Annotated in this window: 16 protein-coding genes; 5 read left to right on the top strand and 11 right to left on the bottom strand. The window is 40.8% G+C overall.

All coding sequences use genetic code 11. The features are described 5' to 3' along the window. Positions 1–86 precede the first annotated feature (86 nt). The 3 genes from tkt to MGG13_RS05880 all read right to left on the bottom strand — a co-directional run bounded on the left by tkt (position 87) and on the right by MGG13_RS05880 (position 2,629). Positions 87–2,069, bottom strand: a complete 1,983-nt coding sequence (gene tkt, locus MGG13_RS05890) for a transketolase (protein WP_239034292.1) — start codon at positions 2,067–2,069, stop codon at positions 87–89. Between the two features lie 10 nt (positions 2,070–2,079). Next, the gene (locus tag MGG13_RS05885) at positions 2,080–2,319 is read right to left on the bottom strand and encodes a DUF896 domain-containing protein (RefSeq protein WP_133432701.1); all 240 of its coding nucleotides are present in this window, start codon (positions 2,317–2,319) and stop codon (positions 2,080–2,082) included. 106 nt (positions 2,320–2,425) lie between these two features. Continuing rightward, complete coding sequence (locus MGG13_RS05880; RefSeq protein ID WP_239034291.1) at positions 2,426–2,629, bottom strand: hypothetical protein; 204 nt, start codon at positions 2,627–2,629, stop codon at positions 2,426–2,428. A 142-nt stretch (positions 2,630–2,771) separates the two neighbouring features. On the opposite strand from MGG13_RS05880, the gene lexA reads away from it, so the two are divergent. Together lexA and MGG13_RS05870 are read left to right on the top strand one after the other, a co-directional pair. Further along, positions 2,772–3,392 (top strand): transcriptional repressor LexA, encoded by a 621-nt coding sequence (lexA, locus tag MGG13_RS05875; RefSeq protein ID WP_133432699.1) that lies wholly within the window; start codon positions 2,772–2,774, stop codon positions 3,390–3,392. A 209-nt stretch (positions 3,393–3,601) separates the two neighbouring features. Further along, positions 3,602–4,039, top strand: coding sequence for a hypothetical protein (locus MGG13_RS05870; RefSeq protein WP_239034290.1), 438 nt, complete (start codon positions 3,602–3,604; stop codon positions 4,037–4,039). A 37-nt stretch (positions 4,040–4,076) separates the two neighbouring features. On the opposite strand, the gene MGG13_RS05865 is transcribed toward MGG13_RS05870, so the two are convergent. The 4 genes from MGG13_RS05865 to MGG13_RS05850 all read right to left on the bottom strand — a co-directional run bounded on the left by MGG13_RS05865 (position 4,077) and on the right by MGG13_RS05850 (position 7,609). Then, entirely contained in the window at positions 4,077–4,493 is a 417-nt protein-coding gene (locus tag MGG13_RS05865) for a hypothetical protein (protein ID WP_239034289.1), read from the bottom strand. A gap of 8 nt (positions 4,494–4,501) precedes the next feature. Further along, complete coding sequence (locus tag MGG13_RS05860; RefSeq protein WP_239034288.1) at positions 4,502–5,488, bottom strand: CAP domain-containing protein; 987 nt, start codon at positions 5,486–5,488, stop codon at positions 4,502–4,504. A gap of 78 nt (positions 5,489–5,566) precedes the next feature. Next, entirely contained in the window at positions 5,567–6,550 is a 984-nt protein-coding gene (guaC, locus tag MGG13_RS05855; protein ID WP_239034287.1) for a GMP reductase, read from the bottom strand. 120 nt (positions 6,551–6,670) lie between these two features. Continuing rightward, on the bottom strand, positions 6,671–7,609 hold the full coding sequence (locus tag MGG13_RS05850) for a metal ABC transporter solute-binding protein, Zn/Mn family (protein ID WP_239034286.1): 939 nt from the start codon (positions 7,607–7,609) through the stop codon (positions 6,671–6,673). A 188-nt stretch (positions 7,610–7,797) separates the two neighbouring features. Here MGG13_RS05850 and MGG13_RS05845 point away from each other — a divergent pair, with 188 nt between their 5' ends. Both MGG13_RS05845 and MGG13_RS05840 read left to right on the top strand, forming a co-directional pair. After that, the gene (locus MGG13_RS05845; protein WP_239034285.1) at positions 7,798–9,243 is read left to right on the top strand and encodes an amino acid permease; all 1,446 of its coding nucleotides are present in this window, start codon (positions 7,798–7,800) and stop codon (positions 9,241–9,243) included. A gap of 71 nt (positions 9,244–9,314) precedes the next feature. After that, positions 9,315–9,635, top strand: a complete 321-nt coding sequence (locus MGG13_RS05840; RefSeq protein WP_133432408.1) for a hypothetical protein — start codon at positions 9,315–9,317, stop codon at positions 9,633–9,635. 21 nt (positions 9,636–9,656) lie between these two features. Here the strand turns inward: MGG13_RS05840 and panD are convergent, their stop codons facing one another. The 3 genes from panD to panB are packed head-to-tail and all read right to left on the bottom strand — an operon-like array spanning position 9,657 to position 11,693. Then, positions 9,657–10,040, bottom strand: coding sequence for an aspartate 1-decarboxylase (gene panD / locus MGG13_RS05835; protein ID WP_133432409.1), 384 nt, complete (start codon positions 10,038–10,040; stop codon positions 9,657–9,659). After that, entirely contained in the window at positions 10,037–10,891 is an 855-nt protein-coding gene (gene panC, locus MGG13_RS05830; protein WP_239034284.1) for a pantoate--beta-alanine ligase, read from the bottom strand. Before panC ends, panD begins: the two co-directional genes overlap by 4 nt. Then, positions 10,884–11,693, bottom strand: a complete 810-nt coding sequence (panB, locus tag MGG13_RS05825; RefSeq protein WP_239034283.1) for a 3-methyl-2-oxobutanoate hydroxymethyltransferase — start codon at positions 11,691–11,693, stop codon at positions 10,884–10,886. Before panB ends, panC begins: the two co-directional genes overlap by 8 nt. A 79-nt stretch (positions 11,694–11,772) precedes the next feature. Between panB and MGG13_RS05820 the strand changes: the two genes are divergently transcribed. Further along, positions 11,773–12,627: an oxidoreductase gene (locus MGG13_RS05820; RefSeq protein WP_239034282.1), complete on the top strand. Its 855-nt coding sequence runs from the start codon at positions 11,773–11,775 to the stop codon at positions 12,625–12,627. Positions 12,628–12,635: 8 nt separating this feature from the next. On the opposite strand, the gene MGG13_RS05815 is transcribed toward MGG13_RS05820, so the two are convergent. Further along, complete coding sequence (locus MGG13_RS05815; protein ID WP_239034281.1) at positions 12,636–13,442, bottom strand: Cof-type HAD-IIB family hydrolase; 807 nt, start codon at positions 13,440–13,442, stop codon at positions 12,636–12,638. Positions 13,443–13,448: the final 6 nt, after the last annotated feature.

Below are 13,448 nucleotides of genomic sequence, written 5' to 3'. Positions count from 1 at the left end.
ACCCACTTTCTCATTCCTATCAAATTTTACTAAAATACAGTCTATATTTCAACCATAAAAAAACTACCGGTCACCCGGTAGTCTTACTAGAAATGGCTTAAAATTTCTTTAACCACATTTTCTTTCGTAAAGCCGTATTTCTCCATAACGATGTCGCCAGGTGCACTTGCACCGAAGCGGTCAATACCGATAACAAGTCCATCTAGACCGACATATTTGTACCAGCCATCTGTCGCACCCATTTCAATTGCTACACGTTTCGTTAAGCTGCGAGGCAGAACCTGTGATTTGTAGTCTGCATCCTGTTGATCAAACATATTCAAGTTCGGCATAGAGACAATCTGTACACCTTTACCTTGAGATTCAAGCAGCTGACCTGCTTCTAAAGCAAGTGAAACTTCTGAACCCGTTGCAACGATTAAGTATTCAGGTGTTTCAGATTGATAGACGATATAAGCACCGCGTCGTACACCTTCTTCGAGAACTGACTGCTCTACATCAAGAACAGGCAGGTTCTGACGTGTCAGTACTAAAGCAGTTGGATCCTTCTTAGATTCCATTGCGACCTGCCATGCGACACGAGTTTCGTTACCGTCGGCCGGACGGAACAGATTTAAATATGGCATCGCACGAAGTCCTGCCAGCTGTTCAATCGGTTCATGCGTCGGTCCATCTTCTCCGACTGCGATAGAATCATGCGTAAAGACATAAGTTGACGGTACACCCATTAAAGCAGCTAAACGGAGCGCTGGTTTTAAATAGTCACTGAAGACAAAGAATGTCGCGCCATATGGTTTAACCCCACCATGCGCGGCCATACCGTTAATCATAGCAGCCATCGCGAATTCTCGGACACCAAACCAGATATTGCGGGCTTCTGGTGTTTCTGCTGAGAAATCAGCTTCTTCTTTAATATTAGATTTATTCGAAGATGCTAAATCGGCAGAGCCGCCAAATAACTGCGGTACGGACTGTGATAAAGCCTGAAGAACCTGTCCTGAAGTACTACGCGTCGCATCTGATGTCCCTACTTCAAACTTCGGTAAAGCATTGGCATAACCTTCTACGAGGCGATTGTCAATTGCTGCATCAAGCTGCTCCCCGAGTTCAGGGAAGTTTTCTTTATAAGCTTTAAATGCTTCATGCCAGGCAGCTTCCTTGTCATTGGCACGTTTCAGCATAGTGTTCTGGAAGATTTCATAGACTTCATCAGGCACATTGAATGTCTCTTCTGGATCAAGTCCGTAGTTTTCAAAAGCAAGTTTACGTTCATCAGCTCCAAGTGGTGAACCGTGCACACCATTTGTCCCTTGTTTATTAGGAGCGCCGTAGCCGATGACTGTTTTCACTTCAATCATCGTCGGACGGTCAGCGTTTTTAGCTTGAGTGATTGCTGCATCAATGGCATTGATATCATTGCCGTCTTCAACTAAAATATGCTGCCAGCCATATGCTTCAAAGCGTCCTTTAACCTGCTCAGAAAATGCTTTATCCAAGTCACCATCCAGCGAGATATCATTTGAATCATATAAAGCAATCAGTTTGTTTAATTTTAAATGACCTGCAAGAGATGCCGCTTCATGAGAAATCCCTTCCATCAGGTCCCCGTCTGAAACAAGCACATAAGTAAAGTGGTCAATAATGTCATGACCTTCTTTATTGTATTTCGCTGCCAGGTGCTTCTCAGCCATCGCCATCCCGACACTCATCGCAAAACCTTGTCCGAGTGGACCTGTTGTAATGTCTACACCATCAGTATGGTTGAACTCAGGGTGTCCCGGTGTTTTAGATTCCCATTGACGGAAGTTTTTAAGCTCTTCCAGTTCAAGCGCCCCTGACACATGCAGCAGTGAATAGAGAAGTGCTGAACCATGGCCTGCTGATAAAACAAAACGGTCACGGTCAAAGAAATACTTAGAACTTGGGTTAAATCTCAAGTGCTTTGTCCACAAAGTATAAGCCATCGGTGCTGCACCCATTGGTAAACCAGGGTGTCCTGATTTTGCTTTTTCAATCTGGTCAATACTTAACGCACGTAGTGTATCAATTGCTAACTGATCGTTTGTCATTGTTTCTCTCCTATTCTTCTCTGATATTATTCTGACGCTGAATTTCTTTAACTTTATCCGGTGTCACATCATTGCCTTCAGGATCAATAATTTTTGTGTTTTCAATCGTTTTTTTGAAACTGTTACGGAAGTTGGACAGGTATTCAGCTCTCAAGCCTGTCTGTTCTTTTCCTTCCTCTTCAGTTAAACCTGATTCTTTCTTTTTCTGTGAGAGTTCATTCAGTCTTTTCATTTTGTGTTCTTCTAACATAAACCTCATCCTTTCACTAATTAAGATATCAAAATTTATAGCTCAAAGCTATCAGGAGTGCTTGTTTAAGCACAAAAAAACGTCTGACTAAAGTCAGACGTTCATATTACCGAACAATACCCAGGACTTCTCCGTTCATGGTGGCGGAATGTGTGTTCGCAGTCGATTGTACTTGAGTTTGCCCTACTTCATGAGTAAGAGGTTTTTCATAAAGAGCATTAGATTGTGCCATATATATGATTCCGAACGTTGCCATCATTAAAAAGAAAAAGAAATACGCTAAAAAGTCCTTAGAAATTCTAATTGTCATGTGATTTTCCTCCAGAACATTTGTTTGTATTCATAGGATAACAGAACACTTGTTCGTTGTCAATATAAATACGAACAAACGTTTGTGACACCCGAACAAGTATGCTATAATACAGATAGAAAGTACACTAAGGAGTGTTCTCATGAAAGAACTAACTAAACGACAACAAGAAATTTATGAATATTTACAACATATTGTTTCAACTAAAGGTTATCCACCAAGTGTCAGAGAGATTGGTGAAGCGGTCGGTCTGGCTTCAAGTTCCACTGTTCACGGTCATCTTTCACGATTAGAAGAAAAAGGTTATATCAAGCGCGATCCTACTAAGCCACGTGCCATTGAAATTGTGAGTACAACACCTGCATCTGCTCTGTTAGAAGAGACGATTATGGTGCCGGTCGTCGGTAAAGTAACAGCGGGCTTGCCTATCACTGCTGTAGAGAACGTTGAGCAGTACTTTCCTCTTCCGTCACATTTCACTTCAAGTCACAATAGTGATGTCTTTATTCTTGAAGTTATTGGAGAAAGTATGATTGAAGCAGGTATTCTTGACGGGGATAAAGTCATCGTCCGTCGTCAGTCCATTGCAGAGAACGGTGATATTATCGTAGCGATGACAGAAGAAGATGAAGCAACTGTTAAGCGCTTCTATAAAGAAAGCAATCGTTACCGATTACAACCAGAGAATGCGACAATGGAACCCATTTATTTAAACAAAGTGACAGTGCTAGGCAAAGTCGTCGGACTTTTCCGTGAGTTTTAAAAATAGGTCACGCTATTTATAGCGTGACCTATTTACGTCCAAGTATTTCTTTAACTTGCTCTAATATGTCTTTAGTTTCAGTTTTGTCTTGATTCATTCCCATTCCTCTTTTCTAGATTTTGAATACCCCGTAATGAATCTTGATAAACGAACATATTTCATGAAATTACGGGTATGAACAAACTAAACACACAAAAAGGAGAATGATTATGACTATCGACTATAACTGGGTAAAAACAGAACGTCAGCAAGTATTGGATAAAGTTAAAAACTTAAGCGATTCAGAATTCGCGTTCAACTTCGGTTTTGGAGAAGGCAGCATTAAAAAATCTCTACTGGCGATTGCTAATCTCTATCAGCCGTCATTAAACAGTACAAATGGTTTTACTTCGTCACTTGAAAACTATAAAGACAATGAACAGACACTTAATTTTACGGATGTTCAGAATTATTTCAATGATATAGATGCACATGTAAACCCGGAACATCACTCCATTGCACAGTCTATCGCTGAAGAGTTCCGCCGTCTGGGTCACATTGATACTATGCTTCATATCATCGATCAGGATGACCACCGCATAGCAGAGCGTACAAATAGTCGCCAGAAAGTAACAGAACGTCTGAATATGACGATCACTCGTCTCTAAACTAAAAAACCCATGGGATTTTTTTCCATCGGTTTTTTTAGTGCAGATTAACAAGCGGGACACTTGATTTGATGACTTGATTTGAAATAATAATCTGTTTCAGTTCATCAGCTATATCCAGTTGGTCCAGATGATCAAAAGATAACCAGACATAAGGTTTTTTCACTTTGAATTCGTCATGATTTCTTACGTTAAATACAAATGATGTTGCATTGACTGTAGAAGCTGATAAGAAAGTCTTCATCAACTTCTTGTCTTCAACTACAAAAAGAATCCCCCCAACTTTCAGCTGTTTATGCAGACTGGCAGCAAAGTTGTTAGCACTCTGCTGAATCGATTGATTGCTTCTCTTCATTACAGAAGGAAGCTTCATCTGTTTATTACCAATGTCCTCTACTAAAATACTTTCTTCTGTCGTAACGAGCAATGATGAAAAAATTTTCTCTTTAGCCATATAATCTCCTAATTCTCAGTTATAAAATTTTCGGTATAATACGGTGCGTTTTTCTCATTGAATGCAACGCCTGTACCTACTTCAAGATAGTGACGATTCAATATATTCTGTCTATGTCCTTTTGAATTCATCAGTCCGTGATGCGCCTCTATAGAGGAAACCTGTCCATAGGCGATATTCTCGCCCGCGGTAGAAAAGTGAAGTCCATCTTGCTTCATCCGGTCGAATGGTGTCTGCCCCTGCTGATTGACATGACTGAAAAAATGATTTTCAGCCATGTCTATTGAATGTTGTCGTGCAGTATGACTTATTTTATCATTAAATTGAAGCGCTGATAACCCTCGCTTCACCCGTGATGCATTGATCAGTTCGAAATCAAGCTGCTCGTAGCTTCTCGCCAGCTGTACGGATGGATGACCATAGAACTGCTGTTTCTGATTGAAATAGCTGTCAGACATTATCATCAGTGCATCCACTCGCCGATTAAACTGATCAAAGTAATAGGTCGATCTAATACCTTCTGCTCGATATCTCAGCACATGTTTATCGCTTAACCTGACACGATAATTTGAACCCGCTTCTACTGATAATGGTGTTCCTTTTAACTTTTTTACCTGTTCTAGTGACTTTGCTGTTAGTACTCCCTGACTATCTATATACTGTGGATCATTTGAATATAGAGCAGCGACCCGGTTATTCATAAACCCAACCATAACAAAATGCTGATACTGCTGATGATAGAGCGTCCAACTCCCATAAGGATTGCGCAGCACTCGTTTTTCTTTACCCAGTATATGATTGACCTGACTTTTGGACATATTCATCTTGATACGACCAACTGATACTGCCTTTGTTTTTTCAGGTCGTTCTTGTGCTGTCAGATGTCTCAAGCTTTCTTTAACGGATAATGTCGCGTGATCAGGAAGTGTCGAGAAGTTAACAGGCACCAAGAAGAGTACAGCTGCAAGTATGCAGAATAATAGCAGTTTTTTCATGACTTCACTCCAGAAATAAATACGATTATAGCATAAATGACATCAAACAAAAAATACATGACCGAAGTCATGTATTTTTTAGCGATCCGTATCACCATTAAATATTGAGTTTTTAACAATGACGTAATTGACTTTGCGAATGGATTCAAGATCTTTTCCGCCTGCATATGAGATAGAAGACTGAAGGTCCTGCTGCATTTCAATTAATGTATCTTTTAATGAACCTTTATGCTCAACGAACATTTTTTTACCTTCAACATTCTTTTTCTCGCCCTTCTGAAACTCTGAAGCGCTGCCGAAGTATTCTTTATACAGTTTACCGTCAAGTTCAACTGTCTCACCAGGAGATTCCTCGTGAGCAGCAAATAATGAACCGACCATGATCATAGAAGCACCGAAGCGGATTGACTTCGCGATATCACCATGCGTACGGATACCCCCATCAGCGATAATCGGTTTACGTGCTGCCTTCGCACATTGTTTAACTGCTGCTAACTGCCAGCCGCCTGTACCGAAGCCTGTCTTAATCTTAGTGATGCAGACACGTCCTGGCCCAATACCCACCTTCGTAGCATCAGCTCCAGCGTTCTCAAGTTCACGAACTGCTTCAGGTGTACCGACGTTACCTGCAATCAGGAATGTACCTGGAATATGCTCTTTAATATGTTTGATCATATTGATGACCTGGTCAGAGTGTCCATGCGCGATATCAATCGTCGTATACTCTGGAACTAGACCTTCTGCTGCCAGCTGCTCAACAAAGCGATATTCTCCTTCTTTAACACCCACTGAAATAGAGGCGAACAGCCCTTTTTCCTGCATGCGTTTGATGAAAGGAATACGTGCCGCTTCGTCAAAGCGGTGCATAATATAGAAATAATCCTGACTCGCAAACCATTCAGCCAGTTCTTCATTCATAACAGTCTGCATATTAGCTGGGACTACAGGAATCTTAAAAGTTTTAGGACCAAATTCTATAGATGTATTACATTCACTTCTGCTCGTTACGATACACTTGTTCGGAATCAATTGAATATCTTCATAATCAAATACTTCTTCCATTATTACCCCTCTTTTCAAATACGAACTTTTAATTAGACTTTTGATAAAATAATTCGTCCATAGGGTAATTTACCGGTTAATGATAACTTTGTAAAGTGAAAAATACTGTTTTTTATTATTTTATTGATTTAATGCTTTATCAAGTGATTCAACATTCTGCTTCATGATTGTTTGATAAGTCACATCTTTATTTTTAACATCGTCGTCTGTCAGTACAGACATATTATGAAACTTAAGTGCCTCTGTTTTTGTTTTGTCCTTGATTACATCCGTAATCTTAGAAGGAATATTCTGCTCATATAAAATGTAAGGTACTTTTAAGTCATTGATATCATTGATCATCGTCACAATCTCCTGCTGTGAAGGTTCTTCATTGTTCATACCTGAAACACCTTTTTCAGTAAAGTGGTAACGATTAGCTAAGTAGCCGATCGACTCATGAGAAATATAAACAGTGTCCCTTTTGGGGTTTTTTGTGATTTGTTTTAGTTGAGTATCTATGTCATCAATCTCTTTAACTAATTTTTCATAGTTCTTGCTATAGTCCTTTTTGTTCTCTGGATCAAGTTTAACGAGTTTATCTTTAATTTCTTTAGCGAATGTTTTATTCATCACTGGGTCCAGCCAGACATGTGGGTCATGTGCACTCTCTTCATGGCCATGCTCGTGTTCATGTTCATGCTCATCTCCGTGGTCATGATGGTGCTCAAGTAACTGTTTTTCTTCAAGATTTGAGGCAACTGCTAACGTATTTTTATTTTTAGCTGCTTTGTTGATCTTTGCAGCAACAGGATCAAGTTCATCACTTGAATAAATGAAGAGATCACCTTTCGCAATATTCAACGTATCTTGCTGAGTCGGTTCAAACGTATGGATATCTGTGCCATTCGGATAAATACTCTTTACTTCTACATGATCACCACCAATTTGCTCGGTCATTGATTTAAATGGAAAGACAGTCGTATAGACCTCAAGTTGTTCTCCTTTATCACTGCTGTTTTGTCCGCATGCACCAAGAACCAGTGTACCCATCAATAAAAGTGTTGAAAGTTTTTTCATATTTGCATCTCCTAATCGTAATCATTTCGATATATTATATTAGACTCATTCTTATGATAATGCAAGGGTGTATCTGTTATTTATATCACTTTAACGCGTCGAAGGTTTTAAGCGTTAAAACTTTTACTTGCTAAATTAGGCGTATCATTATACAATCTTAGACATAGTTAAAGAAGGAAGTGAATCTAATGGAACAAAAACAAATGGACAGAGATTTAAAGACACGTCATATTTCTATGATTGCTATAGGAGGATCGCTTGGAACGGGTCTCTTTATGGCGAGTGGTGCTATTGTCAGTCAGGCAGGTCCTGGCGGTGCATTAGTGGCTTATATGCTGATCGGGGTCATGATTTATTTCTTGATGAATTCTCTAGGGGAACTTGCTACCTTTTATCCGGTATCCGGCTCTTTTAGTGCATATGCACAGCGTTTTATTGATCCAGCTGCTGGATTTACAGTGGGATGGATGTACTGGATCATCTGGTCACTTGTAGCGAGTATAGATATCATTACGGCTGCCAAAGTGTTATCCTACTGGGACACATTCAGCGGCGTCAGTTCACTCGTCTGGTGTTTTGTCTTTTTAGCGCTTCTATTCTTGTTAAATGCGTTTTCTGTAAAATCTTTCGGTGAAGCGGAATACTGGTTTTCGTTCGTAAAAGTAATTACGATTATTCTTTTCCTTATAATGGGTGTTCTTATGATTTTCGGTATTATTGGCGGAGAGCCTGTAGGTCTTAAAAACTTCACAGTCGGCGAAGCACCGTTCGTCAATGGAACACTTGGATTACTCGGTGTTCTTGTAGTAGCGGGATTCTCTTTCGGGGGTACTGAAGTCGTTGCTGTCACTGCCGGGGAATCAGATAATCCACAGGAGTCTATGCCTAAAGCTATCAAGCAGGTCTTCTGGCGTATCCTCATCTTCTATATCGGTTCGATTTTCGTCATCGGTGCCCTGCTTCCTTATACCGATCCAAGACTGTTAAACGAAGCATCTGACGTAGCGATGAGTCCATTCACACTCATCTTCGAAAAAATCGGTATTTTATTTGCAGCTTCTATAATGAACGCGGTTATCTTAACAGCGGTTTTATCAGCAGGTAACTCTGGATTATATGCGACGAGCCGTCTCCTTCACTCACTGAGTCAGGACAAACAGGCGCCAGCTTTTTTAGGCAGACTCAATAAACGCAATATGCCTTTTAACGCACTGCTCTTAACAACTGCATTAATCATCATCACCATTATTTACGCGCATATTGATATGGGTGGATACTCTAAGCTTCTAAACATGCTCGGTACACTTGTCCTTATCGTCTGGGCAATCAGCGTCTTCAGTCATTTCAGACTCCGGGCCGCTATTAAAGCGCAAAATAGAGATATTCATGAGCTGCTCAGTTATCAAGCACCCCTGCATCCTATTGGTGATATTCTTGTCATCGGCACGGTTCTTTTCCTACTGATCGGACAATCATCCGCTGATATTATGGCTCTGAACTGGCCTAAACTGGTTGAGTCTGTGACACCGATTATCATTGCGGTCGGCTCATATATTATCTATAAAGTCGTTCGAAAAACAAAAGTCATTCCACTTAATGAAATCGACCTCTCTAAACATCATATAAATAAATAAAAAGCAGGGAACTGATGTCAGTTCCCTGCTTTTCAGTTATAATAAAGAAAACGCTAACAAGGAGGATTCCTATGGCTAATGGACAAATTAATATTTTTGATGATGTCATAAAAGAGAATGAAACTTTCGTCATTGTCGTTCAAGGCGTATACAATAAGAATGGTCTGTTGATCAAGAAGATTTTAAGAGAATACCCAAGCCTCGATCATATAGCGATGAGACGACTATTCGAACATCTAAAAGATCAGTACTTGACTGAACCTTTTGACACAGACCAGGCATTTTTTGACATCACTGTCTACACGAATGAAGACTATGCCGCAGACAATATCTATGCCCATACTAAACGTCATCGTCATCCAGGTGACGAATGGACTCATACAAGTAAATAAGAGGCCACGGCCTCTTATTTTTTATAAGATGATCGTTGCCTCTTTTTCTTCAATCATTTCAACAATCTGATTGTCTTCATTCATCACTGCGACTTTCGGATGGTGCAGACGCGCTTCTTCAGTCGTCAGCTGGACATAGTTCATGATGATGACAATATCTCCAACTTGAACGAGCCGTGCTGCTGCACCGTTCAGACAGATGACACCACTGCCTCTTTCTCCAGCTATTACATAAGTCTCAAGACGTGCACCATTATTGTTGTTGACAATTGCTACCTTTTCATTGGGTAAAATATCCACTGCATCAAGAATATCTGCATCAATTGTGATGCTGCCGACATAATTCAGATCTGCTTGTGTCACTCTTGCACGGTGGATCTTACCATGCATCATTGTTCTGATCATTCTACTCCTCCTATTATCGTATTATCGATTAAGCGTGCCTGACTGAACTTAACGGCAAGTGAGATAAAGCACTGACCGTCGATAATCTTAGTCTGTGTCAGTTCCGGATAACGATAGACCGCCACTTCATCGACTACACCATTTGTGTGTTCTTTTAAATAATTTTCAATCGCATCTTCAATTGTTTTTGAATCTCTTGTACCCTCAGCAATTAACTGACGCGCCATTTCAAGACTTTTGGATAAATGAACCGCTTCCTGACGTTCTGTATCTGTCAGATAAACATTGCGTGAGCTTTTTGCGAGACCGTCTTCCTCCCGGATAATATCTACGCCGACAATCTTTATATCGTGACTGAAGTCTTTAACCATCGCCTCAATAATGGCAAGCTGCTGGGCATCTTTTCTACCGAAGTAAGCGGTAGTCGGTTTGACTATGTTGAAAAGTTTGTTCACGACAGTGACAACACCGTCAAAATGGCCGGGACGTTTCGCGCCTTCAAGTACATTTGCTAAAGCCCCTACATGCAGCGTGACTGCTGCCGGTTCTGGATACATCTCTTCTGCTTCAGGATGGAATAAATAATCAACGCCTGCAGATTCAGCTAAAGTCAGATCCTGTTCCAGCTGTCTCGGATATGCATCATAGTCCTCGTTAGGTCCGAACTGCAGCGGATTGACGAATACACTGATCACCACGATATCATTTTCTTTGCGGGCCTGTGTCATCAGAGCCTTATGACCGTCGTGCAGGGCACCCATTGTCGGCACAAAACCGATAGACTTACCTGCTGATTTATTATCTCTGCTTATCGCAGTCATTTCTTGAATTGTTCTGATGATTTCAGTCATTGTTCTCACCCATTACCTGTGTGTTATAAATATAGTCTTCAGTCGGAAATCTTTTCTGTCTTACTTCATCATGATAAGTTTTTAATGCTTCAACACCTGGTCTGAAGTCACCATAAATTTTAACAAATTTTGGTTTACGTTCCGTACTGTACTGCAGAACATCATGATAGACTAATACTTGGCCATCGGTTTCTATTCCCGCACCTATCCCTATGACCGGAATCGTCAATCGTTCTGCAATATGCGCAGCGAGATCACTCGGCACAGCTTCTAACACAAGCATTACAGCGCCTGCGCGCTCTGCTGCCATGGCATCCTGAATCAACTGCTCTGCCGTTTCCTTTGACTTCGCTTGTACGCTGTAGCCCATAATTCCGACGCTTTGAGGAGTCAGGCCGAGATGAGAGACAACGGGTATGCCGATCAGCTTGCATTTTTCTATCAGCTCAAAATGAGCACCCTCTATTTTAATGGCATCTGCTTTTGTCTCACGATATAAAGTGATGGCGTGCTGCATATCCTTGTCATGGCTGATTCCGACACTACCAAATGGCATATCGACAACGATATACGTATCAGGTGCACCACGACGTGCTGCTTTACCATGATGAATCATGTCTTCGAGTGTGACGTAGATAGTACTGTCATACCCGAGCACTGTCATACCTAAGCTGTCACCGACGAGAATAATGTCAATACCCGCCGCTTCTACCTGCTTAGCACTTGGATAATCATAGGCCGTCATCATAGAGATTTTGATGCCTTCTTGTTTCATCGTCATTAAATCTTTAAGATTTTTCATTATTACCACTTCCTTCTTACGAGCTGAATTTATTATAATCAAGTATGAGTGACCTGACTACAACGAAAAGGAGAATGTTATGACAAATTTCGCAGTCATCGGTAATGGAGCAGTCGGTAGTGTCATTGCAAACGAATTGAAAAGTGCCGGCAAAAATGTCCGACTTTTCGGACGACAAGAACAACAGATCATTCTATCAATGCCGCAGCAGGTGAAACTGAATGTGACCTCACTCGTCGTCAATCAGGAAAAGTTTGATTACATTTTTGTCGCTGTCAAAGCGACTCGAATAGCAGAAATCAGAAGTGCATTAATCAAAATGTGCCATCCGGATACGATTATTATTGTCTGCCAGAATGGAATCGGCCAGCTTCCTCAATTTAATATGGCTCAGTCTTTTCAAGCAGCTGTTTATATCAGCGGCCAGAAAAACGGACTGCAAGTCACGCATTTCAGGGACAAAAAACTGATTCTGCCTGAACATCAGCTGATGCATCAGCTAAAAGAAGAACTGAGTGACACAGAACTTGTCATTGAGGTCAGTTCCAATCAGCTGACGATTCTCTGGTACAAGATGCTCGTCAATCTAGGTATCAATACGGTGACTGCACTGTCTAAAAACACAGCACAGATAGTTAAAATACCTGAACTCAGAGAATTAGTACAGTCCTTGCTTAAAGAAGGTATATTAATTGCCAATACTCATGGTGAATCGTTCACTCATGAAGTCGTTGATGAAATCATGGCGATCTATGACGGCTACCCACCTCAGATGGGTACGAGCATGTATTATGATACGCTTGAAAATCGCCTGCTTGAATATGACTTTATTCAAGGTGAATTTTATAGACTTGCACGCCATTATCAATTGAAGACACCTGTACTTGATACTTGCTGTATACTCCTATCTGCCTATCAATACAAAAAACACTAGAGCATGCTCTAGTGTTTTAAAATATATTGATCGATGATTTCTGCTATGCCATCATGATTATGGTCATGAGTCACTATATCTGCAATCTGCTTGATACTTTCTCTGGCATTCCCCATCGCGACTCCAAGTCCTGCATACTCCAGCATATCTTTATCATTATCACTATCACCGAATGCCATGATTTCATCTTGACGAATACCTTCTGATTCAGCAAATTCCTTGAGTGCAACGCCTTTAGAAACGCCCATGGCCATAAACTCCAGGAAAAAAGGTTTAGAAGTCGTCGCATGAATATGACCATTCAGATTACCGTCAAGATCGTGGTCAGCTGCAGCTATTTTTTCCTCAAAATCAACTGCCATTGCCTTTGGTACACTGCCCTTTACATAGTCCTTAAGATTAGAGACTTCTTTCATCGGCAGACCCGTCAGTTCATGTTCAACGTTCATATAGGGATGATGACCCTCATAGACAATCGTCTCGTTGATGTAAGTCAGAACAAAGAAATCATGCTCTTTGCAGTAGTCATAAACTTCATCGAATTGACTTTTAGAAAGAGGATTCTCTTTAGCGACTGTCATATCCTTCATACTGGTCAGACTTGCACCATTATAACTCAAAATATAAGAACCTCTTTTATCAAGTTCCAGCAGTTTTGCTGCTTGAGTCATACCAGACGTCGGCCGACCTGAAACCAGGATCACTTTGACACCTAACGACTGAGCTTGAATCAGTGCCTCTTTCGTCCGATCAGAAATCACATTTTCTGATGTCATCAGTGTATCATCCATGTCCAGTGCAATCAGTTTATACATTGTGTC

This window comes from Macrococcus brunensis (assembly GCF_022343725.1).
Classification (GTDB): domain Bacteria; phylum Bacillota; class Bacilli; order Staphylococcales; family Staphylococcaceae; genus Macrococcus; species Macrococcus brunensis.
Note: the sequence above shows the minus strand (reverse complement) of the source record. Positions and strands in the feature narration are given on the sequence as shown.